This is a genomic window from Cytophagaceae bacterium ABcell3 (genome assembly GCA_030913385.1).
Taxonomy (GTDB): Bacteria; Bacteroidota; Bacteroidia; order Cytophagales; family Cytophagaceae; genus ABcell3.
In genome coordinates, this window is sequence record CP133159.1 from 2,359,598 (window position 1) to 2,382,052 (window position 22,455).

Annotated in this window: 20 protein-coding genes; 5 read left to right on the plus strand and 15 right to left on the minus strand. The window is 40.2% G+C overall.

Annotation, left to right across the window (positions count from 1 at the left end):
- The first annotated feature begins 105 nt into the window (after positions 1-105).
- A complete protein-coding gene (locus tag RCC89_09375; protein WMJ73372.1) occupies positions 106-2,760 on the plus strand; it encodes an OmpA family protein in 2,655 nt (884 codons plus the stop codon).
- A 135-nt stretch (positions 2,761-2,895) separates the two neighbouring features.
- Here RCC89_09375 and purB read toward each other — a convergent pair whose 3' ends face one another.
- The 12 genes from purB to RCC89_09435 all read right to left on the minus strand — a co-directional run bounded on the left by purB (position 2,896) and on the right by RCC89_09435 (position 16,766).
- On the minus strand, positions 2,896-4,245 hold the full coding sequence (purB, locus tag RCC89_09380) for an adenylosuccinate lyase (protein ID WMJ73373.1): 1,350 nt from the start codon (positions 4,243-4,245) through the stop codon (positions 2,896-2,898).
- A 365-nt stretch (positions 4,246-4,610) separates the two neighbouring features.
- Positions 4,611-5,399 (minus strand): TIGR04290 family methyltransferase, encoded by a 789-nt coding sequence (locus RCC89_09385; protein WMJ73374.1) that lies wholly within the window; start codon positions 5,397-5,399, stop codon positions 4,611-4,613.
- Positions 5,400-5,473: 74 nt separating this feature from the next.
- Positions 5,474-6,550 (minus strand): glycosyltransferase, encoded by a 1,077-nt coding sequence (locus RCC89_09390; protein WMJ73375.1) that lies wholly within the window; start codon positions 6,548-6,550, stop codon positions 5,474-5,476.
- 3 nt (positions 6,551-6,553) lie between these two features.
- Entirely contained in the window at positions 6,554-7,648 is a 1,095-nt protein-coding gene (locus RCC89_09395; protein ID WMJ73376.1) for a glycosyltransferase, read from the minus strand.
- Positions 7,649-7,655: 7 nt separating this feature from the next.
- A complete protein-coding gene (locus RCC89_09400; protein WMJ73377.1) occupies positions 7,656-8,765 on the minus strand; it encodes a glycosyltransferase in 1,110 nt (369 codons plus the stop codon).
- Positions 8,762-9,901 (minus strand): glycosyltransferase family 4 protein, encoded by a 1,140-nt coding sequence (locus RCC89_09405; protein ID WMJ73378.1) that lies wholly within the window; start codon positions 9,899-9,901, stop codon positions 8,762-8,764. The genes RCC89_09400 and RCC89_09405 overlap by 4 nt, the downstream gene beginning before the upstream one ends.
- Positions 9,891-10,922: a Gfo/Idh/MocA family oxidoreductase gene (locus tag RCC89_09410; GenBank protein ID WMJ73379.1), complete on the minus strand. Its 1,032-nt coding sequence runs from the start codon at positions 10,920-10,922 to the stop codon at positions 9,891-9,893. The genes RCC89_09405 and RCC89_09410 overlap by 11 nt, the downstream gene beginning before the upstream one ends.
- Positions 10,923-11,021: 99 nt before the next feature.
- Entirely contained in the window at positions 11,022-12,026 is a 1,005-nt protein-coding gene (locus RCC89_09415) for a zinc-binding dehydrogenase (protein WMJ73380.1), read from the minus strand.
- On the minus strand, positions 12,010-14,055 hold the full coding sequence (locus RCC89_09420; protein ID WMJ73381.1) for a GDP-mannose 4,6-dehydratase: 2,046 nt from the start codon (positions 14,053-14,055) through the stop codon (positions 12,010-12,012). Before RCC89_09420 ends, RCC89_09415 begins: the two co-directional genes overlap by 17 nt.
- A 37-nt stretch (positions 14,056-14,092) precedes the next feature.
- Positions 14,093-15,211, minus strand: a complete 1,119-nt coding sequence (locus RCC89_09425) for an NAD-dependent epimerase/dehydratase family protein (protein ID WMJ73382.1) — start codon at positions 15,209-15,211, stop codon at positions 14,093-14,095.
- A gap of 31 nt (positions 15,212-15,242) precedes the next feature.
- A complete protein-coding gene (locus RCC89_09430) occupies positions 15,243-15,932 on the minus strand; it encodes an SDR family oxidoreductase (protein WMJ73383.1) in 690 nt (229 codons plus the stop codon).
- 291 nt (positions 15,933-16,223) lie between these two features.
- Entirely contained in the window at positions 16,224-16,766 is a 543-nt protein-coding gene (locus tag RCC89_09435) for an NUDIX hydrolase (GenBank protein ID WMJ73384.1), read from the minus strand.
- A gap of 251 nt (positions 16,767-17,017) precedes the next feature.
- Between RCC89_09435 and RCC89_09440 the strand changes: the two genes are divergently transcribed.
- Positions 17,018-17,353: a hypothetical protein gene (locus tag RCC89_09440; GenBank protein ID WMJ73385.1), complete on the plus strand. Its 336-nt coding sequence runs from the start codon at positions 17,018-17,020 to the stop codon at positions 17,351-17,353.
- Between the two features lie 541 nt (positions 17,354-17,894).
- On the opposite strand, the gene RCC89_09445 is transcribed toward RCC89_09440, so the two are convergent.
- Positions 17,895-18,926: a Gfo/Idh/MocA family oxidoreductase gene (locus tag RCC89_09445; protein WMJ73386.1), complete on the minus strand. Its 1,032-nt coding sequence runs from the start codon at positions 18,924-18,926 to the stop codon at positions 17,895-17,897.
- Between the two features lie 365 nt (positions 18,927-19,291).
- Here RCC89_09445 and RCC89_09450 point away from each other — a divergent pair, with 365 nt between their 5' ends.
- Both RCC89_09450 and RCC89_09455 read left to right on the plus strand, forming a co-directional pair.
- Entirely contained in the window at positions 19,292-19,831 is a 540-nt protein-coding gene (locus tag RCC89_09450; GenBank protein WMJ73387.1) for a hypothetical protein, read from the plus strand.
- Between the two features lie 113 nt (positions 19,832-19,944).
- Positions 19,945-20,418 carry a hypothetical protein gene (locus RCC89_09455; GenBank protein ID WMJ73388.1) on the plus strand — a complete coding sequence of 158 codons (474 nt, stop codon included), beginning with the start codon at positions 19,945-19,947 and terminating at the stop codon, positions 20,416-20,418.
- A gap of 72 nt (positions 20,419-20,490) precedes the next feature.
- On the opposite strand, the gene RCC89_09460 is transcribed toward RCC89_09455, so the two are convergent.
- Positions 20,491-21,051, minus strand: coding sequence for a CDP-alcohol phosphatidyltransferase family protein (locus RCC89_09460; protein ID WMJ73389.1), 561 nt, complete (start codon positions 21,049-21,051; stop codon positions 20,491-20,493).
- Positions 21,048-21,557, minus strand: a complete 510-nt coding sequence (locus RCC89_09465) for a Rho termination factor N-terminal domain-containing protein (protein WMJ73390.1) — start codon at positions 21,555-21,557, stop codon at positions 21,048-21,050. Before RCC89_09465 ends, RCC89_09460 begins: the two co-directional genes overlap by 4 nt.
- Before the next feature lie 161 nt (positions 21,558-21,718).
- Here RCC89_09465 and RCC89_09470 point away from each other — a divergent pair, with 161 nt between their 5' ends.
- Complete coding sequence (locus tag RCC89_09470; protein ID WMJ73391.1) at positions 21,719-22,423, plus strand: type 1 glutamine amidotransferase domain-containing protein; 705 nt, start codon at positions 21,719-21,721, stop codon at positions 22,421-22,423.
- Positions 22,424-22,455: the final 32 nt, after the last annotated feature.

A 22,455-nucleotide genomic window follows, 5' to 3' on the forward strand; every position in this document is an offset into this window, starting at 1 on the left:
TGATTCTCATAACTTTTAGTATCGCCCACAGTAATTCTTATAAGGGTAAGAACTTATCTAAAGGTTGGGATTATGAATGGGAAGTATCTAATAAGTTTTTTCTTAATGCTTTGTTGCTTTAATGCTTCTGCTCAGAGCGATTATAAAGCAATAAAACGAGAGGCCGCAGAACTGTTTGAACAAGAAGACTACAAGGATGCACTGGTTTTATATTTGGAGTTGAATGATAATGAGCCAGGAAACCCTGAATATTTGGCTAAAATTGGCATCTCTTATACTCAGACTCCCGAAAAACTGAAAGGGAAGGATTATCTTGAAGAGGCTTGGGATTTAGGCTATAGGGATGACGGTATTGAGTTTTACCTTGGAAGAGCCTACCATCTTCATCATGAGTTTGAAAAAGCCATTGATTATTATGAACTCAGCCTCTCTGAATCTAAGGATTTAAAAGATAAGGCAAAGCGGGAAATAGAAAGGTGCAAGACAGGTATTGCGCTTAGCGGAAATCCTGTTGAAGCAACTATTGAAAACATTGGGCCTACCATTAATACTTCTTATCCAGAATATGCTCCTGTTATTTCAGCCGATGAAAAGGTGCTAATTTTTACATCCAGAAGACCAAATTCTACAGGGGGCTTATTGGATGAGAAAGGTGATTTTTATGAAGATATTTACATTTCTTACAAAGAAGACGGAGAGTGGACTACCCCTATCAATTTGCCCGGTGAGGTAAATACAGAAACGCATGATGCCAGCATTGCTTTTTCTGCAGATGGTCAGGAGTTGTTGATTTATAAGAACGATACTGTCCATCATGAAGGAGGAAATATTTACTTTAGTAGTAAAAAAGGCAAAGAGTGGAAGCAGCCTGAAAAACTGCCAGATCATATTAATTCAGAAGGGTGGGAGCCCAGCGCAAGTATTTCAGCTGGTGAGGAGTATCTGTTTTTTTCTAGCGATCGAGACGGGGGATATGGTGGCACGGATATATATGTGTGCAAAAAGCAGGATAATGGAGAATGGGGCGAAGCTGTTAATGCAGGGCCAGAAATCAATACCCCTTATGATGAAGACGCACCTTTTATACACGCTGATGGAAAGACGCTTTATTTCAGCTCAAAAGGTCATGATGGTATAGGAGGTTTTGATATATTTACCGCCACTTTTGATAAGGATAGCTTTAAGTTTTCGGAACCTGAAAATATTGGATATCCTATTAACACCGCTGATGATGAACTCTTCTTCGTTTGGTCTCCTGATGGAACAAAAGGGTATTTTTCTGCTATAAGGGAAGATGGCCATGGCGATCATGACCTTTATACAGTAACCAGAGAAAATGTTAATGTGGACTTAATCCTTTTTAATGGTAAAATAACAGACGAGGAAGATAGCCTTGTGCCGTCTTCTATAAAAATTATTGATAATGAGACTAATGAGGTTGTTGCTGAGTATGACTCTTCTAAAGTCAAAGGTGACTATACTGTGATGCTAGAGCCTGGGAAGAACTATGGTGTTTATATCGAGTCTGAAGGTTTTCTTTCTCATTCCGAAAATATTGATTTGCCTTTGCATGGGTTTTACAATGTTCGGAAAGACATTGGCTTGACCCCGCTGGACTCTGGTGGAAATATCGTTCTAAATAATATATTTTTCGAAAGCAAGAGTGCAGAATTAAAAGAAGAATCTTTCCCTGAGCTTGATAGATATTGGGAGCAGATGGAGGAAAATCCGCATTTGGATTTCGAGATTTCTGGGCATGCCTACGACTTTGAGTCTAAACGGAAAAACAAGAAACTTTCCGAGAAGCGGGCCAATGCTGTAGCTGACTATCTCGTAGAAAAAGGTATAGAGAAGAAACGTCTTAAGCCTATCGGGTATGGCGATAAATTCCCTTTGGTTGAGGATGCTGATGAACTTAACAATCGTAATGAATTAATAATAATTGGCAATGACCGTAAAGATACTGCCAAAAGTATTCCTGACAGACTTGGTTATTATGATTACCTGATTTCCAAAGGAGACTCTTCTTTTATTGACCAAAGGAAAGAAGAATTTCTCAAGAAAAAAGTGGAAACCGGAGAGGAAAAGCGCGAACGCGAAAGACGGCAGGTGGAAGCAAAAAAGGAGGCGTTGAAAAAACCTGTTGTGGTCGAAGGTATTGTATATGATCAAAATACAGGTATTAGGTTAGAAGCTAAAGTGATTCTCTATGATGAAGATGGAGAGACTATTGAGGAAATGGTAACAGAAAATGACGGGGCGTACAGGTTTGAAATCAATCCTGAGAAGGAAGGTGCATATAGTGTTTCAGCCCAGAAAAAAGACTATGGGTATATTGCAGAGGAACTAGAAGTGCCGGCTATTTCTGATAAACTCCAAAAAGTGTCTATGGACCTTTATTTAGGAAAAATAGAAAAAGGGGACATTGCTAGGATAAGCAATATTTACTTCGACTTCAACCAGCATGAGTTGAGCAAAGAATCATATAAGGAATTAGATAAACTTGCCGAGTTCCTCAAGGAAAACCCTCAGGTGAAAATAGAAGTAGCAGGGCATACGGACGATGTAGGGGCTGCATCTTATAATAAGGTTTTGAGCCAGAGACGATGTGAGTCTGTGGTAAATTACTTGATATCTAAAGGTATAGAAAAAGAACGCTTAGTAGCCAAAGGATATGGCGAGGAGGAGCCTATTGCGCCCAGAACAGAAGAGGGAAGGGCAAAAAATCGGCGTATAGAGTTTATAATTTTGGAAAATTAGAGAAAATAGAGGCTGGTAAATACAGCCTCTATTTTTATGAAAAAGCTAAAATGGTAACTTTTAGGGCTTGCTGAAAGACGCTCTAGGTTGCGACACATCAACAATAAGGAGCCCTTTCATATTACCTGTCTCAGTCTAGAAGTTGATGCCTGTATAATTGAACGGGCTTATTTTTTTTAGTTCTGCTTTAACTTCTGAATTAACATTGAGCTCTTCAATAAATTCATGGATCCTTTTTTCTGTGATCTTTTCGTTCTTTCTTGTAAGGGCTTTTAGCGCTTCATAAGGTTTAGGGTAACCTTCTCGCCTTAATACTGTTTGAATCGCTTCAGCCACAACAGCCCAGTTTTCTTCCAAGTCATGGTCTATTGCCTTTGGATTAAGCTCTACTTTATTAAGCCCTTTCTCTAATGAAAGCAACGCCAAGAGCATGTGTGCAATAGGGACACCAATGTTTCTGAGCACGGTAGAATCAGTTAGGTCTCTTTGTAACCTTGAAATTGGGAGCTTGGCACTGAAGTGCTCAAATAAGGCATTGGCTATACCTAAGTTACCCTCAGAGTTTTCGAAATCAATAGGGTTTACTTTATGAGGCATGGCAGAAGAACCTACTTCACCTTCTTTGATTTTTTGCTTGAAATAGTTCATTGATATGTATTGCCACATATCCTTGTCCAAGTCTAATAGTATGGTGCTGATGCGCTTAAGATTATCAAATAAAGCACCTAGATGATCATAATGCTCAATTTGGGTTGTGTATTTGCTTCTTTGTAAACCTAATGTATCATTAACAAAGTTGTCAGCAAAAGCTAACCAATCAATTGCAGGATAGGCGATATGGTGGGCATTGAAGTTTCCTGTGGCGCCACCAAACTTGCCAGCGTATGGAATGGTTCTTAAAAGGGCTAGCTGTTTTTCAGTTCTTTCCACAAAAACCATTACTTCTTTTCCTAATTTGGTTGGAGAGGCTGGTTGCCCGTGGGTCTTAGCTAGCATGGAAATGTCTTTCCATTCTTCAACCAATGCTTTTAATTTGTTTTGTATATCCTGTATTTTCGGAAGCAGGACTTCGTTAACAGCGTCTCTTAACAGCATTGGTACAGAAGTGTTGTTTACATCCTGTGAGGTAAGTCCAAAATGGATGAACTCTTCGTATTGCTCAAGACCTAGTTTAGGAAGACGGGCTTTGATAAAATACTCGACAGCCTTTACGTCGTGGTTGGTTGTTTTTTCTGTCTCTTTAATTTCTTGCGCATCAGCTTCTGAAAAGTTTTGGTAAATATCACGTAGCTTGCTATAGACAGATTTGTCAATATCTTTTAATTGAGGAAGCGGTATTTCACAGAGCGCAATAAAATATTCAACTTCTACTGTTACCCTGTACTTTATAAGCCCAAACTCAGAAAAATAAGGAGCTAAGTCCTTCAGTTGGCGTCTGTATCTGCCATCAACAGGTGAAATGGCGGTGAGTGCATTTAATTCCATATCTATATTATTATGGCACAAAGATAAGGAATTTATATAATTGATTGAATTTTATAATAAGGCACCTCGAAAATTTTAGTAATGCTTTATTTATAGAAATATTAAAAAGGGAGGTGTCTTTGAAGAATATTGCGCCCCTTTGGGGGCTATCATCCATTATTATATTATTACGCATCGTTGGTGCTAGAAATGTATAAAAAAGACCTGTTTTGAGATTAACAAGCTCCAAAGGAGCGCAATAAATAACTCAAGGTGCGACCCTGAGAACTGAAAGGTGGAAGCTCCACCAAGCCCCGAAAATACCTATAGGGTCACAAAGACCAATGCCAGCTTCCAGAATCGGGCATTATAGCTTCCCAGCAAAACTACTTTTTTACCTTCATCTCTGCTTCTTTCTTCCAATCCATGCCAATGGCTGATAGATATTCAGACTCATTCCAATGGTCTCGTGAAACAGGTTTACAGATAAGCGTTTCATCTAAGGGGGCGCTTACTACTTCCATTCCGCAACTTCTGATGATCGCTTCCATTGCAGAAGGATTTGGAGCCCACCAATTTGTAGGGTCACCGGCATATTTTTTCTCAATAAATGCCATCTTTGGCCACTCATCTTTTAGAAAGACTTCTCTCTTTTCTAGCGACACATCATCTGGTACATGTTCTTGCTTTTCGCCAGGCATAGATAGGGTTTGGAAAACTAACATTTCCTTTACCTTTCTAGAAAGAATGTCCATAGCCAATAATGGGTACCGAAGGTGGTAAAACACACCCATAAACCAAATTAGGTCAAAATCTTCGTTAAGGTTTACCAGGTCATAAACTTGCATTTGCTTAAACCTGATTTTGTTGGGTAGCCTAAACTGCTCTGCGACCCATTCTGCTTGTCGTAAATAGTGTGGGTCGAGATCTATTCCAAGTACATCAGCGCCGCGTTTTGCCAACTCTATGGAATAGAATCCTGCATTGCAGCCTATGTCCAACACTTTCCACCCATTGAGATCGGCAGGAATATGGTCTTTTAAGGCCTGCCATTTGAAAGATGGGAAATCTCCGAGAAAATGATCAGGAGCCGTTTGTACTCCACTAGGCAAATGGATGTTGTGGAACCATGGCTGCATTGATTGTATCTGGTCGGTGATATCCTTTTCTTTCATGTAATAAAAAGTTTTATGTAAATAGTATATACCTCTTGTTTATGATGTTTATGTAATTATTGCTTATTTTATCTTTACACATTAATGCCTATATCGGTCAGCTCTCTCACGTATTCTTCAAGTTCTGCTGCTCTGTGTGCAGCGGTATGGTTTTCCATTACTACTTTTCGTGCATTCTCACCGATACTCCTTCGCTGACTGTCTGGTATTTCCTGAAGGAAAGAAGTGGTATCGCTAGTTTTTCTGGCTATCAAAATAGATTCTTCTTCTTTAAACAAAGTTGTTAAACCATCCCAATCGTCGCTGATAACGGGTGTTCCACAAGCTGCAGCCTCAAAGAGTCTAACGCTAGGAGAGTACCCTGCACGTATCATATCTGCTCTAGTAATGTTCATTGTAAATCGTTGGCTATTATAAAAACAGCTGTGGTCAGCCGGGGGGAGGTGGTGGATATGCTCTGTGTTTTTTGGCCAGCGTAGGTTGTCTGGATATTGGGCTCCTGCTACAACAAATCTTTGTTCAGGCAGTACTGTGGCTGCTTTTAACATCAGGTTATTTAAAGGTGGCTGCCTGTCTGTGCTATAGGTTCCCAGGTAACCTAGGTCCCATTTCTTTTCACAAGATACTGGATGGTATAGGTTTGGGTCAAAAGAGCAGTAAAGAGCTTTGGCTTTAGGCGAATTATATTTTTTTTCTAGCAGGTCTAATGTTGGGCCTCCTGTAAAAGAAAGGTAGAGGTCGTAAGCTGGAATGAGTTCTGGCTTTAGGTACTCATAATCTTTTCTTTCAAGTTTTGCTAAAGTTACCGGGGTATCAATATCGTAGAAAGCAGCAATCCCTCGGGTAGTGTTTTGTACCCACTCACCAACTTTAACTCCTTGCGGGACATAGGAACCGACTATAACAAGATCGGCATTTTTGATTGTCGTGTGCCACCGGTCTTTTAGTTCTTCCAAACTTTTATAAAGGTGCAAGTCGCAAAAGTCTGGGTTGGGCAGGTCCCTGCTTGAGGCATACCAAGGGACATCTCTTTCTAAAAAAGTAACATGGTGGTTCTTTTTAGTAAGTTCTTTTATTAGCCCTCTGAAAGTAGTGGCATGTCCGTTGCCCCACGAAGAGGTGAGCGATAAACCTAATATGACGATTTTCATTTGTTAGACTTCTACGTTTTGGTCAATGTTTTCTTGTAATACCGGGTGCAATTCTTCTGCTCTTTTTGGATAGGTATGGGCAGAAATGACTTTCTTTCTGGCTGCTTCGCCAATTTTGGCAGCTGTATTTGGCGAAAGGTCTTTAAGTAGAGCAGCTACTTCTTCGCCATTATTGGCCACGAGTATTTCTTTGCCTGGTTCAAAGAAGAACTCTATACCTTCCCATTGATCACTGATTATGCATGCACCGGCTCCGGCTGCTTCAAAAACCCGGGTAGCGGGGGAAAAGCCATACCTGGCCATACTGTCTCTGCTAATGTTCAAGACTGCTTTGGATGTACTGTTGAATGCATTGTGGTCTTTGGTATATACATGCCCAATGTTTTTAATATTGGATGGCATAGGTTTGTCGTGCCATCCGCTTCCGCCTATGATGAATTCTTTATGTGGGCACAGACAGGCTGCTTTGATAAAAAACTCTTCTACACGGCTTTCCCGGTCTGGTAAGCGGTTTCCTAAGAAAGCCAGATCTGCTTGGAATCTTTCATCTGACTTTACTGGAAAGTGCGTGTTTGTGTCTAAAGCATTATATACCGCTATGCATTTTTTTGCCCCGTGCGAAGTATATGCTTTAATTACAGGCTCTCCTCCGCCATAGGTCAACACCATGTCATATTGAGGAATGTGTTCATGAAATGGATCTTTAGGATCTTTTTCGATTCTGTCTAAAGTGGCAGGAGCATCTACATCCCAAAAGATAATTTTGTTTTTACTGGTCTTCAGCTTAAGAACTTCTGCTTCCAAAAGTTCGTCAAATACACCCACTCCACTGGCTTTTATTACAATATCTGCCGAAGAAGCTTTTTGCAGCATGTCAAATACAGCTTTTTCGGTGGCTTTGTAAACCACTACTTTTGAATATTCAGGGTCTGGTATGTCCCTGTGCTCTTGGCGTTGGTAAGCGTCTGGCTCAAAAAAAGTAATGTCGTAGCCTAGATTGTGCAGCGCCCTAAGTATGCCCCTATAATAAGTAGCGGCACCATTCCAATATGCTGAAATAAGGCTAGAGCCAAAAAATGCAATGCTTTTATTGTTCATTGAGCAATTATTTATTTAATGTTTCAAACACGTTTAATCCGATTTCTTCACAAATTGCTTCTAGCTCATCCACTCTATGCTTACAGGTATGTGCTTTTTGAATGGTTTCAAGGCCATTTTGTGCAATATTGTTTCGGGCTTCCTTATTCTGAATGAGATGTTGAAGTTGGTTTTTCATTTCCGCTCCATCTTTCACCATTAGGTAATCTTGGTTGGTTCTGAATAGGTGTTCTGTGTCTTCCCAAGGGGAGGAGATAAGCGGTATGCCACAAGCTAAAGCCTCAAAAGGCCTGATGGTAGGAATGCCTGGCAAGGTTTCTACATAAGGCCTTCTTGGTACATGTACGGTTACTTTATATTTAGAAAACGCTTCTGGCGCTTTATAGTTGGGAAGCCATCCGCCATATTCAATTCCGGCATTTTCTAATGCCTCAATGGCTTTTTTAGGATAGCGTACGCCGTATATTTTTGCTTTTAATTTTAGTGACTTGACAGGGTTTATCAAAAACTCATGAAGTTCTTCTGTTCTTTCTTCATCGCCCCAGTTTCCTACCCATACTAGATCGCCTTCAAAGTTTTTCTCTAAAGGGCGGAATATGTTTGTGTCTGCTGCTTCGTGCCATGTCCATGATTTATTTACTTTATGCTCTTGTTCATAAATCTTTCTGATAACCTCTCCGTAAGCCAACACGCCATCATATTGGCTTAAATCATAAGCGGCCATTGCTTCTTTATCAGAGATTATCCGGTGGTGAGTATCATGAAAAAGGAGTTTATAACCTAATCGGCTTTTTTCCTTCCCTAACCGTGAAACCACTTTTTGTTCGTTCCACTCATGTACAATGACCAGGTCTGCATCTTTTAGGGCTTGTTCATAATTGAAATTATCATGGTTGTAGAAATTGGTTTCTAGTTGAGGGTAATACTTATAGAATTCCTCAACGGCCTTGTTCCCATAGTCTTTTTTTAGGTTGCTAAGACTCCATCCATTTTCAGGCTCAAAAACTTGTACATTATGACCTCGGTTAATCAACTCGGTAGCTATACCTCTTAAAAAATGGGCATTGCCATGGTTCCAGTCTGATAGTAATGAATGGTAAAAAAGTAATATCTTCATAATTCAGTAACTTTTTCTGTTTTTGCAATCCTGCTTTTAGCAGGTTTTCTAGGAAACAATAGCTTTTGGTATTCTCTAAAGTAGTTTTCAGCCATCTGTCGGGAGTCATATCTTCTGCTATGCATTTCAGCCCGATTGGCTAAACTGGTTCTTAAACTGTCGTTTTCAATAAGCATGATAAGACATTCTTTTAAGCCTTGTTGGTCATCGTTATTGATAAAAACAGCATTGTTTTCCCATATTTCAGCCAGAGAATCGATTTGTCCAGCTACAAGGGCACATCCGGACATGCCTGCTTCTAGCATAGCCAGTCCAAAAGGTTCATAGCGAGATGGCATTACAAAAATGGAAGCTTCCGATAACCACTTGGTAATCTCTTTTTTGCTTAATTTTCCTAGAAAAACAACATTTCTGAGGTTTGTCAATTCGCCATTTGAGGGGTCTTGGTTGTCTCCGGCAATATATACAGGCCAAGGAAGTTCGGCTGCTATTTCTGCTAATAGGTTTAAGTTTTTAGCTTCGTCCCAAACCCTGCCCATTGCAAAAATGATAGGTTTCTTGCTTTTCTTTCTGAATGTGCCGATGTCGGAACCATTGTATATGACTTTAGAGTTTTTAAAAGGGCCATAGTACTCTTTGGCACAATGCATCATATTTTGAGAAGGAGCTATTACCAGATCAGCAGCTTGTAAGCCTTCAGATACTTTTTGCTGGTATGTGGACCATTCAGTAGGAGCGTCTTCATTTTTTACAGCCTGCCACCATGATAGTACACATGAATGGGCTGCAACTAAAACTGGTTTGCCCCAAGGAAGCGAACCATGTACATAATTATTCAGATGAATAAGATCTGGTTTGATGGATTTGTTTAGCTCGAGGAGCCAAGCGCCCGCTTTCTCTACATCTTCCCATGGGTTCTCCATCCATTCCAATTTATAGCTGCTTTCATGGACAGTGATATTTTTTGTATATCTGACATCATATTGTTGTTCGGGAGAAAGTGGCGCTCCCATTGTTGCCAAATGTACATGTATATTGTATGGTGCCAGAACCTTTGCCAGCTCAGTCGCATATGTCCAGACTCCACCAATGGTGTCGGCTGTCATTAATATTTTTATTTTGTTATTATCTGCCATATATCATGTCCAGGATTTCTGAAACTTTTACATACTGCCATGCGTCTTTGTCAAATTCTGCACCAGCGGCTAATTCCTCGGCCCAAACCGCAGCGGCACGCCCCATCCAATCGTCTGGTGGTTCTACCATTACTTCTGTTTTGGTGCCATAGTAAGCTTCTGCTACAAAGTCATAGAAAGAGCCGTTGATGTTTCTAAAGCATGCGCCTCCTTTGGTACCATAAAAAACGGCTTTAATTTCAGCCTCTTTTCCTGCTTGCAAATTCCATGAACAGCGTAAATCAATAGCGGCATCATTGGCTAGGTCAATTCTGGCAATGCCATAATCTTCCACTACTTTTGCGTCTTTTGGTAATGGTTTGCCTTGGTGGAAAAGTTTGGAGCTGACGTTTTTCACTTCCGGAAAGTCCAGGCACCACATAGCCAGATCGGTCAGGTGGACGCCCAAGTCAATGACGCAACCGCCACCTGATTGCTCTGGATCATAAAACCATGGTTTATCAGGGCCATAGGCATTGTGAAATACCAGTTCTACCGCATATATTTCTCCAAGGTTGCCTGACTTAATGAGGTTATACACTGCTCGCATAGCCTTGGTGTGGCGGTAGGAGAGGTCTACTCCCAATGAAAGGTTATATTTTTCGGCTGTTCTGACTACTTCGGCAGTTTCTTGAGCAGTCCTTCCGAGGGGCTTTTGGCAAAAAACAGATTTACCGGCATTTAATGCCTGAATCGATTGGTTGGCGTGTAATGCACTTGGTGTAGCAATAACAACACCGTCAACTTCTTCATTTTTTAATATGGCATCAAAAGAGGAAGCTTGTTTAGCCTGAGGAGCTGCTTTTAAGGCTTCTTTGGTGGTTTCTTCTGAGACATCTGCCACCATAGATATGGTAGCTTTTTCGGTTTTTTGGACAGCCTCCATTCTGTTTCGCCCGATCCAACCTACTCCTAAAAATCCCAGTGATGGTTTAAAAGTTCTTTCAGATTTTTCTGATTGCTTAAAAATTAACTCTTCCATAGTAATAAAATGTTAATCCCAAAGTGAACCTGACGTCTTGGCGACGACCTGCTCAACTCTTGGTGAAAAAATAAACTAAATTATGGCCCTTCAAGCCGGTTATATTTTTATAAGCGCCTTTACAAAACCTTCTGGACGTGAAGCCATGGTTCTAAAAGCATCATTAATTTCATCTAAACTATAAGTATGGGTATAAAGTGAGGCCGGCGAAAGCTCTGAATCAGTCACAGCCTTCAATGCGTTTCTAATCCCTTTCATATACATTTTAGGATCTCTTTCGTGGGCATTGATAACATCTAATCCACGCCAGTTCCAAAGTTGGATGTTTACAGAGCGCATTCCGTCCTGATGAAAGCCTGCTATGATTAAGCGGCCCCTTTCCATGGTTAACTCACCAGCCAAGTTTAATGGCCACTCCTTTCCGGTGGCTTCTATTACCCGGTCACAGAATTTACCGTCTGTTAGGTGTTTTACTTTTTCAATGATTTTCCAATGGTCGTCAAGCGGTATAAGCTCGTCGGCGCCGTTTTTATCGGCCACTTCTAAAGAAAATGGTCGCTGGGATAGGGCAATGACGTTAGCGCCTGCATTTTTACAAAGCTGGGTTAGCAGTGCCCCTAAAAAGCCTATGCCAATGATGGCAACAGTTTGCCCTTTGCGGATATCGCTTCGTTCAAAGATGTTCATGGCACAGCCTAACGGCTCTCCCGGAAATGGCTGCCCATAAAGCGATGGTGGCAGTTTTACCAATGCATCGGCATCTGCTATGTCGTATTGGGCAAAAGAATGGTAAGACAAAAAAGACACCCTTTCGCCAGGAGCGTATCCTTTTACATCTTTTCCTACCTCATCTACTGTGCCCCAGCCTTCATGGCCAGGATTGCCTGCCGGAATAGGGTACTGAAACCATTCACGACCTTCCCATAAAGGGATGCCTGAAGCACAAACACCACACCCTTCTACTTTTACCCTTACCTGATTGGCTTTTGGTTCAGGAATATTGACTTTCTGGATTTCAAATTTCCCAGGTTCTGTCAATACCGCAGCGTCCATTAGCTGAACATCGGTTTTTTGATTTTCTAATGTTTCACTGGAACGTATCAATAGTAGCCTCCTTTTTTATGTTTTTAAATGAACTTAGTTCAATTCCTTTTTGCTTGCACACCCATACAAGGAGGTTGTGCAAACCTTTGTTGATGCTGTTTTCAGGCCGCCAGCCTGTTGCTTCCGAAAATTTTCTTATGTCTGAAACATAGTAAAGCTGATCTCCTGTTCTGGCTGGAGCAAACTCCACCTTTGGTGTTTCTCCTGTAAGTTTGCCTATTGAGTGTATTAGCTCGACAAGACTTGTGGTGTTTTCTATTCCTCCACCTATATTGTAGGCTTGTCCTGAGAGCTTCTCTATGTTTCTACTGGCCAATTCAAAAGCTTTTATCAGGTCTTGGACAAAAAGTACGTCACGTACTTGTTTGCCATTGCCATAGATCGATATTGTTTCTTTCTCTAGTGCCTTGATTAAAAAGTGGGCTACCCAGCCTTGGTCTTCGTTTCCGTATTGATGAGGGCCGTATACGCAGCTCATTCTGAATACAGTGGCTGGTATTCCATATGTTCTGGCATAGTCTAAAACATACTGATCTGCCGCTCCTTTGGAACAGCCATAGGGGCTGTGGAAGTCCAGTGGTCTGTTTTCTGCAATTCCGGTATTGCACAAGTCAGTACTCTGAGGCATATACCTGTGATCTTTTTCAACAAATTGGATATCCTTTAAAGAACCATATACTTTGTTGGTTGATGTAAAAATCAGTGGTATAGGAGCAGCTGTCGTCCTGATAGCTTCCAATATGTTCAATGTTCCCCGGGCATTAATTTCAAAATCATTTACCGGGTTGTATAAAGAAGTTGTTACAGCCACTTGAGCCGCAAAATGGTATATCTCACTGGCATGGTTTACCAGCTTTTTGACCACATGTTGGTTTCTGATATCACCGGTTTCAATTTCTATGTTTACGCCATATTGATCATACAGCCACTTAAGGTTTTTCTCTACTCCTGGTCTCGACACATTGTCTAAAATCATGACTTTTTGGCCATTTTCCACCAAGCTCTTTGCTAAATTGGTACCTATAAATCCAGCACCGCCACAGATTAATGCATATTTTTCTTTGTCATTTTGTGATGCTTTTTTTAGGTATGGCATTTTCTCCTTTAGCCCAATTCCCTTTTGCTCAATCATCCTGTAAAGGAGTTTCGGAGTGCCATCACATTTCTTTAGCCCAAAGTGATACTCCCGCTCGTCCAAATGCATGCCACCGACTGTAGGGTGTTTCGGGTCTAGGTCATACGCAGCATACCAGTAAAGCCTGTCCGCCGGAGCTTTTTGGGCTTTTTTAAACTCTTCTAGTTGCTTTAATTCGTCATGTTGCCAAGTGGAGAAACCTGCTTCTGTAATCCATATTTCTGCTTTGTGGCCATGATGGTTTAACGTTTCCCTGATAGCGTTAATATTCTTTTCCCAACCATCCCAGTGTTGGTCAAATACTTCGGGAAAACCATGAATGCCTACAGCGTCTATATGTTCCATCGCCCCTTGCGAGAACATGTTATGCAGCCAATTGGGGTCAATGGGACTCATGCCGCCTAGTAAGGTTTTTCTACCTCTTTGCTTCATCCAATAGGCGGCCATATTGATCATTTGAGAAAACCTTTTCCAATTCAGGTCAAGGGTGTAGTCGTATTCTACCTTATTGTTCGGTTCGTTCCAAAGTTCCACCCATTCAAAATGTTGGTCATATCGGGTAATAATTATGTCCAGAAAGTCTGCATATGACTTAGGTTCTTTGGGCGGCGCTGAAACTTTGGGAGCCAAACCTATAGATGGTGGTGTGTAAAGGAAGCACGGAAGTACCTCCAGATTCTTCGATAAAAAAGGGATTAGCCAGTCATACCATTCTTTACCACCTTCTGTATACCAATCAGCCCATGAAAAACCTGTTCTCAGGTGTTCTATGCCAAGCCTTTTGCAGTCCTCTACCAGTTTTTCCACACGCTCATGTTCGCCTGGCCTCAACCATTCCAACAGGCCTGTTATATGAACATTGCTATTGTTATATATTTTGTTGTCTGAAAACATTGCTTTATCTGTTTCGTTAACTAATCACACCGAAGCTTTACACGGTCAGTCCTCTGGTCTCTAGCTCTTTGCTTGCCTTGCTGACATGGTCAGAGGCGCTTTGGTCTTGCAGCCATTCGGCAAGCTCTGTGAGCCCTTCTTCAAAACTGATCTCTGGGACAAACCCTAAAATCTCACGTGATTTGGTCATGTCGGAAAAGCAGTGCCTGATATCACCTACCCGATATTTTCCGGTCACCTTTGGTAAAATATGGTGGTTCCCTGTTACACCAGCCAAGCAGGTAGCTATTTCATTGATGGTATATTTGTTTCCACTACCTACATTAAAGACTTCTCCGGTGGCTTTTTCTTTTTCTAGCGCTAACCTGCAAGCTTTGGCTACATCTTTTACATTGATAAAGTCTCTTTGTTGAAGGCCATCTTCAAAAACCATTGGTTGGTTGTTGTTCAAAAGTTGTGAGGCAAAGATGGCCAATACGCCCGTGTATGGGTTTGAAAGCGCTTGCCTTGTGCCATAAACATTAAAAAATCGCATGGCTACCGTAGGGATATTATATGCTTGCCCAATCATCAAGCACATTTTTTCTTGGTCATATTTGGTCAATGCGTAAATAGAGGAAAGGCTCGGGTGTTTGTCCTCTGTTGTGGGCACAGGAATGAGCTCATGCCCATTTTGGTTGTATAGCTCCCAATTACTTTTTTTGAGGTCTTCCAACTTTCTTTCGCAGTGCATGATCTTGTTGCCTTGCTTGTCTAGGTAAAGCCCTTCCCCGTAAATACTCATACTCGAAGCGACAACCAATTTTCGAACCGGCTTTTCTACCAATGCTTCAAGCAAGACGGAGGTGCCTGTGTTGTTGACGTCCACATAATCATTTACCTTATACATACTTTGCCCTACACCTACCAAAGCGGCAAAGTGATAGACTGCGTCTATTCCTTTAAGTGATTCTTTTACTATATCTTTGTCCCTTACATCTCCGACGATTAACTCTGCTTCTGGGTGCAGATAGTCTGGTCGTTTACAATTTTTCCCATGTACCTGTTCAGAAAGGTTATCAAGAACTCTTACCTTATACCCACATCTGATTAATTCATCTGTTAGATGGGAGCCGATAAATCCAGCCCCACCTGTAATCAGAACTCTTTTTGCCATTGTTGTGTCTTTTATAAATCCTTGAAAATCTTTAAAAAGTTTGCAGCGTTGGGCGTAATGTTATATGGTTTACCGAAACTCCATGTGGCCGGCTAATTGCATAATAAACCGTGTTGGCCACTTCTTCTGGCGATATTGCCCCCCAGCCATTTTCATCAACCTCCCGACTGCCTGAAATTGTATTTTTAAAAAAGTTGGTCTCTGTTACGCCAGGGGCGACTGTTGTCACCCTTATACCTGGTTCTTCTACCCGTAATGTTTCAGCAATAGTCTCCAGCGCACATTTCGTAGCAGAGTAAATACCGCCGTAAGGGTATGTTTTGCCCGCCGATACAGACGAAATAAATACCACATCGCATTTCATGTTTTCAGGTACTGATGGTACAAAAGCCCTGATCAGTCTGAGCGATCCCATTAAATTTGTATTGATTACTGTTGCCCATTTTTCAGGGTCTCCTTCGGTTAATTTTTCATGGATGCCTATGCCTGCGTTACAGACAATTATATCCGGTAGGCCAAAGGAGGTGTGAAGTTCACTGAAAAGCCTATCTACTTCACTCCCGGAGGCTATATTGCAAAGTGAAGAATATAATCCGGTGGGCAAGGGTTGTGGAAAGTTAATGTCTGCTATCGCAGTCTTAACTCCTTCACTGTTAAATTTGCTGGCTATTGCATATCCAATACCGGATGCGCCTCCGCTGACTAAAGCTCTTCTGTACATTTTCTATAAACTTTGTACAGGTTTAACTTCTTCTTCTGCTAATTGTTAAAATTTTACTGCTTAAACTTTAACCTCGATAATGCTATTTGGTTTTTGTTTTTTTATAAGTGTCAAATAGACAGTGTGTTTTGGTTGAGTTGCTTGCGGTGCTGAACCTTTTATGTATTAGGGTTTTGTCTTCAAGTTTTGTATGATTTGACGGAAATGATCATGTGGTTCCGAAATCTTAGGGTAAGGTGTACAGGGATAATATTTGTTGCTGCCCGGTTCTAAAAAAATCTTTGGTAATCTTTACTTGCCCAATTGAGCTAGTCCTACCGATATGGCGGCCACGGAACCTGAAACTTTTATTTCTCCTTTGCTTACCATCTCTTTTGCCGCTTCCGCAGTTACTTTAACTATTTGAAGGCATTCTGTTTCGTCCGGATGCTGTGCTGAAACTTTTTCTAATCCTGTAGCCAAAAATACATGAAGCGTGTTGGTGTCTTTTGTAGGATTGTCAAATAGGGTAAGGATTTTCTTGAAACTTCCATTGCCATAACCTGTTTCTTCTTGGAGCTCCCGTTTGGCAGCGGCCAAAGGGTCTTTTTCATCATCCTCCATAAATCCGCCAGGCAGCTCTATTAAAATTTCCCCCGCAGCATGTTTGTACTGGCGTACTAAAACGATCTCTCCTTCTTGGGTTATAGGTAGAATCAAAACAACGTCAGGTCTGTCATTTACATAGTAGTCGTCAACTAATAAGCCCTTTTCGGTTTCTACGGTATCTTTTCTTATCTTGCACCATTTGTTCCAAAGTAGCTTTTCCGAGGAAATCAGTTTCCATTTTTTCATGGCTGGAATAAAATTTAACCTGGATTATGCAATAGAATCCCCTAATGCATATTTAAGGTTTAGTAACTTAAAGTTGTTGTTCAAACATAATTATTTTTTTAGAAAGTTAAAGGCTGGAAACGCAGACAATGTTCGTGTGGATTTGAGGCACTAGGTAAGGTATTGCACTTAAATTTATTTGTAAATGATATTCGGCAAACATTAAACTTGTGCAAAAAGTTATGTTTTTAGGGATTAATTAGTAAGTGATTATGGCTGGAGAATCTAAAAAAACAACAAATCATAACCAGATTAAGAGGTGGGTAGAGGCGAGAGATGGTAAGCCAGCCTCTGTTAAAGGTACCGGAGATAACAAAAATGCAGGATTGCTTCGATTTCGTTTCGAAAATGGGCGGCAACCTAAGGCTGAACTAAAAGATATTACTTGGGACGAGTTTTTCGACCAGTTTGAGAAGAATAAACTGCAAATGGTCTATCAAGATAAAACCAAAACAGGTAGGAAAAGCCGCTTTAACAAGCTAGTAAACCGCGAGCCTGTGAAGCGAGCAGGAACTAGCTCTGGAAAAAGCAAAAGGTCTAATAAGTAGGGCCTGCTGAATAAGTCACAAGTGTGCAAGATACGCATGGCCTTACATGAAGACGTATTGGAATACTTCGAATGTAAGGCCATAAAGTAGATTGTGCGCTTGTGGCTAGCCCAAAAAAAGTATTGGATTAAAAGTCTCTCAATTTATTGTGCACGAGAAAATAAGAAATAACCGAAAAAACCTTGTACCTATACCTCACAGTTTTTACACAAATATACATAGATCAATATTTTGGGCGTTTTTCAGCGCGCCCTAAATAAAGGAAGGGGGAGTTCCCCTTTTTTGGGCTGGGTTCTTGTTAATGATTTAAGTTAGAATCCGATTTTGTAAATCTTTACCTACAATATCATCTCTTTAGAGACAATGCTGTAGTTGGATATTGTGCTATAGTTTTTTGTCATTAAACCTGAATTATTTGCTACGTAACAGAAAACTCTATTGCATATTTCAGCTTAAGCTTCAGATAACTAAGAAAGCAGGTCAAGTTTAGCTTGTAAAGCTGATAAAAACTAAGTTTAAAAAAAGGGGGAAGTCCCCTTTTTTACCATCTTCTGTCAGCCTGGTGTAGGGATTGTTTTTCAGTTAAGTTTACTGGCTTACCTGTTTCAGCTGCTTTAAATATAGCTTCTATAATGCCCATATCCTTAAGGCCTTCTTCAGCATCGGCTGTAATTTCAGTGTTGTTATAGATAGCATCGGCCATAGCATCAAGTTGAGCTTTTTGCTGATTGATGTTTTCAATATTCAGTGGGCCATTACTGGTGCTACCTTTTAGGCCTTGGTATTCAAAGGCAGGAGATAGTTCAAACCAACCTTCTTCTGTTTCCGCATGAACATAGTCAATATTTTTGGCAAAAGAAGCTTCACAAACCGCTTTTATCTCACCTGGAAATTCTATTTCAAACTTTATTTCCCCGTCGACCTCTTCAAACTTACCATCTTGACGTGTTATTTCCGCATAGTTGATATACAACGGCTCCATTCCGGTAATGTGTCTTGCTGCCTGAATACAGTAGATTCCAACATCCATGAGCGCACCACCGCCAAACATTTTTTTAAGCCTCCACTGTCCCGGAGATCCTGCTTCAAAGCCAAAACCGGCTTTAATATGTTTGATGTTGCCAAGTTCTTTTTCCTGTCCCAGTTTTATGATTTCCTGATTATGCGGTTCGAAATGTAAGCGGTAACCAATTAGTAGTCTAACACCTGCGTCTTCACAAGCCGATATCATTTGTTTGCACTCTAATGTATTTGATGCCATCGGTTTTTCACAGATGACGTGTTTGCCTGCTTGTGCCGCTCTAATAGTATATTCTGCATGCATAGAATTAGGCAAGACAATATATACTACCTCGATTTCCTTATTTTTTGAAATATTGTCAAATGTGCTGTAATCGTAAATGCTTTCGTCTTTCAGGTTGTATTTCTCTTTCCATTTTTTTGCTTTGTCTGGAGAGCCTGTAACAATGCCTGCCAGATAGAAGCTTTCGCTATGCTCTATTGCTTGAGCAAGTTGGTTGGTAGCATATTTCCCTAAACCCACCAGCGCAATTCCATACTTTCCGTTTTTCATAATGCCTTTTTATTAATAAACTCTTAATTGGCGATAGGGTTTGTATTTGCTAGTGAAAGGGTTGGCTTTTAGTATGTTGCTTATTTAGGTTAGAACGCGCTTTTCTGAGTTTTCTACTTTAGTTTTGAAAATAGACGGAAGTGAATTGTTTTATAGGGTTTCCCATTTAAGTCTCTAGGGAGTACTAAGTTATTTTTGTCTAAGACAAAAAGTAAGGCCCTGCCGGCGAGGCAAAAAGCCACTAAGCGAGCCTAAGTAAGCTAATAAACACATAAGATATCTAAATGGATAACCCTATTGTTTTATTTTGTATCTTTATATTGGGTCTCCTGAAAATCACTATATAGTCATTATAAGTTCTATTTATGCATTCATTTAAACACACACTTTGCTTAATTGCTGTTTTGTTGCTGGCTTTTGCTTGTAGTAAGAATGATAAAGAAGAAATTACTCCAGAAGAAGATGCTGAGGAAAAGATTGTCAATGCTTCTTTTACGGTTGTAGGTGAAGAAAATATTCAAAAGGAAGGGAAAGCGACCTATTTTTTAACACAAATTCAAGACACGCCTCTTGTTATTGGCATAGATGATGGTGGGCAAGGCGATAGGAGCTTTTCTCTTAATATGTACTTTATGAGTGAAGAAAAAACCTACCCTGAGCCTGGTGAATATGTTATTGGGGAGGAGGGTGATCCTGATGCAGATTTTTATGTGATCTATATTGAATATGTTAGCGGTGGAGATAATCGCGGGTATAAGTCTCCTGCAAGTGGTACAATCATAATTGACCAGGTATCTGCTTCTCAAATTAAAGGTACCTTTAACTTTGAGGCTGGTGCTATGGATAATTCAGGAAGAAATGTTAAAGTGGAGAATGGAGTCTTTGATGCATTTAGCCTTAGTTAAACCTGAATTTTATGCGATAGTGTTATTGCATAATTTTGGTTTAATGCCGCATATGAAGGGCTATGAAACCTCTGGCTACTTTTTGTTTGTTAAAGTATAAAAAAAGAGGGTTTATGGAGACAACATTTGTGGAGATAGAGGATAGGGTAAGGAAACATTCAATACCTGAAGTTAACGAGAGAATAGATAATGAAATTCAGGCATCGGTACGTAAATATACCAATCGGTCGAAAAGAGAAATAGATGCCAAAATCCAACAACTCGAAAAAGAGTGGAGTATCGAGCGGGCCTTAGACTTTTCGGCGTCTAGTCTAGCAATGACTGGAATTGCCTTAGGGATATTTAAAAACAAAGGATGGCTGGCCCTTACGGGTGCCGTATCGGGTTTTTTAATGATGCATTCCTTACAAGGATGGTGTCCGCCTGTTCCTGTGTTAAGGGCTATGGGTTTTAGGACAAGAAAGGAAATTGATTGGGAAAAATATGCTCTTAAAGTACTAAAAGGTGATTTTGATATTATTGACCCGGCCGATAATTCTGATCCGGACATAAGAGCTTACAAAGCACTGACTGCGGTGCAGATATGATAATTAGTTTTATATACTAGAAAGATCTATTGCACTTTCAGGTTTAAAGTGAGGCTGTTTTCTTGAATAGCCTCACTTTGTCAGAATACTACGAATGTCTGTTTGATATTTGTTTAGTTTTATGACCAATGCAATCTCTTCTATGATTTCCAATAAGCTAACAGTATACATTACTTTGAACAGTTTACTATCAGGTCTTTTCATAATGAGCTTTATTAAAAAATAGGCTTGTAAAATGGCAGAAACTTTTGCGCCATAAGTATGAAAACTTGTAATCTTGCCATACTTGATTAGGCTCAGGGTTAACTGGAACACATATAAGCCCAGTCCCGTCATCAACAGCTCTTTGTTTCTCCGAAAAAACAACCTTTCAAATTTGATAAGCGCAACAACTCCTGCGCCCAAAGTAAAAACGTCTCCTATTGAGTCTAGCATGGCGCCTTTTTTAGAGCTTATATTTTTAGCTCTGGCAATAAAACCATCAACAGCGTCTGAAATAAAATTTACCGTCAACAAACTACCTGCCTTTTTTCTTTTTCCGTGCCAGGTATAATGTAAAATTAAAGGTGAACTTACAATTCTGTATAGGGAAATATAGTCTGCTGCATTAAGTTTTTTGAGGGCTTCCATCATTTCAGTTTTTTTACCAACTCTCTTTTATTCATTTTCGACCTATTGGGAATGTCTTTTTCTTTTGCCATCTCATAAAGTTCCTGTTTTGACTTGTTCTTTAGGTCTTCTCTTTTTGCAGGAGCCCTGTTCTTGTTCTTTAAAGGTTTGACGGCTTTTTTTACTTTGTTTTCCTGAACCCTTTTCTTTGTTATTACCAGTTTCTTTTGGCGGTCATTTTTATCTGGTAAGTCATTGGGGAGTAAAAACTCTTTATAGGTTTTTCCGTCTCTTAAAAACAGATGTGGGATGTCATTGAACTCAGGGTTGTTTCTAAAATCTGCTTTGTAAAAATCTCCTTTTTGTACCGTTTTATTTTTCTTGTGATTACTATCTGTGGCCACTAAAATATGCCCATACTTACCTTTTACAATCGCATACCAATGTTGTTCATTCAGAACAAGTATGTGGGAACCGTTTACTGTTTCAAAAATTTCATATTTCCCTTCTTTGTCCAATGTTCCTTTCATAAGCATCAAATTTAAAAGCCTTTATGTAACTTAACTTTGGCTACCTCTTTAATGTTTCTGCTGGTATCAACAAAGCCTTTTATAGAAGTGTTGTTATTAATAGAGGAACTGTATAATCTGTTAATGAAAACAGGTTTACTAATAACTAAATACTTGCAGATATGGAGCAGCAGAAGCTAAAAGAAAAAAAGGTTGCAGTGCTGATAGATAATGGTTTTGAGCGGGTGGAACTTGAGTCTCCCGTTGAAAAGCTTCGTCAGGCAGGGGCAACTGTAGAAATTATTTCCAATAAAGATAAGGTAAAAGCATGGGAAGTTGATGATTGGGGAAAGGAAGTAAAAGTGGACAAGATGGTAGACCAGGCTGATGTCCATGAATATGATGCCCTGTTATTACCAGGAGGGGTTATGAACCCTGATTACCTACGAATTGATCAGAAAGCGATTGATTTTGTAAAGTATTTTATAGGTACCCAAAAACCAGTAGCAGCTATTTGTCATGGTCCATGGACTTTGGTGGAAACTGGAATGGTCAAGGGGCGAAAGCTTACTTCTTATCCTTCTTTAAAAACTGACCTGAAAAACGCAGGAGCCGAATGGGTAGATAGGGAAGTGGTTGTAGATGGTAACTTGATCACTAGCCGGAATCCTGATGATTTGCCTGCTTTTAATGAAAAGGTTCTTGAAATGTTTTCGTCCGTTGGCGTTAGTGTCAGTGATGACCTTAATTCAGGAAGTACTCAAGACTCAGAGCTGAAGAGGCAGGTAACCGATACTATGCACAAAAAAGGGCACATTCAGGTGGAGGATGGCAATGACAGGTTTATGACGCGCGATGATGAGCTGAAGCATAGATATGAAAAATAATTATTGTGATTATTGGGGGGAGGTTTGTGACC

Coding starts and splice junctions, on each gene's coding strand:
- RCC89_09375 (WMJ73372.1), top strand. CDS start 106: ATGCTTTGTTGCTTTAATGCTTCTGCTCAGAGCGATTATAAAGCAATA.
- purB (WMJ73373.1), bottom strand. CDS start 4,245: ATGGAATTAAATGCACTCACCGCCATTTCACCTGTTGATGGCAGATAC.
- RCC89_09385 (WMJ73374.1), bottom strand. CDS start 5,399: ATGAAAGAAAAGGATATCACCGACCAGATACAATCAATGCAGCCATGG.
- RCC89_09390 (WMJ73375.1), bottom strand. CDS start 6,550: ATGAAAATCGTCATATTAGGTTTATCGCTCACCTCTTCGTGGGGCAAC.
- RCC89_09395 (WMJ73376.1), bottom strand. CDS start 7,648: ATGAACAATAAAAGCATTGCATTTTTTGGCTCTAGCCTTATTTCAGCA.
- RCC89_09400 (WMJ73377.1), bottom strand. CDS start 8,765: ATGAAGATATTACTTTTTTACCATTCATTACTATCAGACTGGAACCAT.
- RCC89_09405 (WMJ73378.1), bottom strand. CDS start 9,901: ATGGCAGATAATAACAAAATAAAAATATTAATGACAGCCGACACCATT.
- RCC89_09410 (WMJ73379.1), bottom strand. CDS start 10,922: ATGGAAGAGTTAATTTTTAAGCAATCAGAAAAATCTGAAAGAACTTTT.
- RCC89_09420 (WMJ73381.1), bottom strand. CDS start 14,055: ATGTTTTCAGACAACAAAATATATAACAATAGCAATGTTCATATAACA.
- RCC89_09425 (WMJ73382.1), bottom strand. CDS start 15,211: ATGGCAAAAAGAGTTCTGATTACAGGTGGGGCTGGATTTATCGGCTCC.
- RCC89_09430 (WMJ73383.1), bottom strand. CDS start 15,932: ATGTACAGAAGAGCTTTAGTCAGCGGAGGCGCATCCGGTATTGGATAT.
- RCC89_09435 (WMJ73384.1), bottom strand. CDS start 16,766: ATGAAAAAATGGAAACTGATTTCCTCGGAAAAGCTACTTTGGAACAAA.
- RCC89_09440 (WMJ73385.1), top strand. CDS start 17,018: ATGGCTGGAGAATCTAAAAAAACAACAAATCATAACCAGATTAAGAGG.
- RCC89_09445 (WMJ73386.1), bottom strand. CDS start 18,926: ATGAAAAACGGAAAGTATGGAATTGCGCTGGTGGGTTTAGGGAAATAT.
- RCC89_09450 (WMJ73387.1), top strand. CDS start 19,292: ATGCATTCATTTAAACACACACTTTGCTTAATTGCTGTTTTGTTGCTG.
- RCC89_09455 (WMJ73388.1), top strand. CDS start 19,945: ATGGAGACAACATTTGTGGAGATAGAGGATAGGGTAAGGAAACATTCA.
- RCC89_09460 (WMJ73389.1), bottom strand. CDS start 21,051: ATGATGGAAGCCCTCAAAAAACTTAATGCAGCAGACTATATTTCCCTA.
- RCC89_09465 (WMJ73390.1), bottom strand. CDS start 21,557: ATGAAAGGAACATTGGACAAAGAAGGGAAATATGAAATTTTTGAAACA.
- RCC89_09470 (WMJ73391.1), top strand. CDS start 21,719: ATGGAGCAGCAGAAGCTAAAAGAAAAAAAGGTTGCAGTGCTGATAGAT.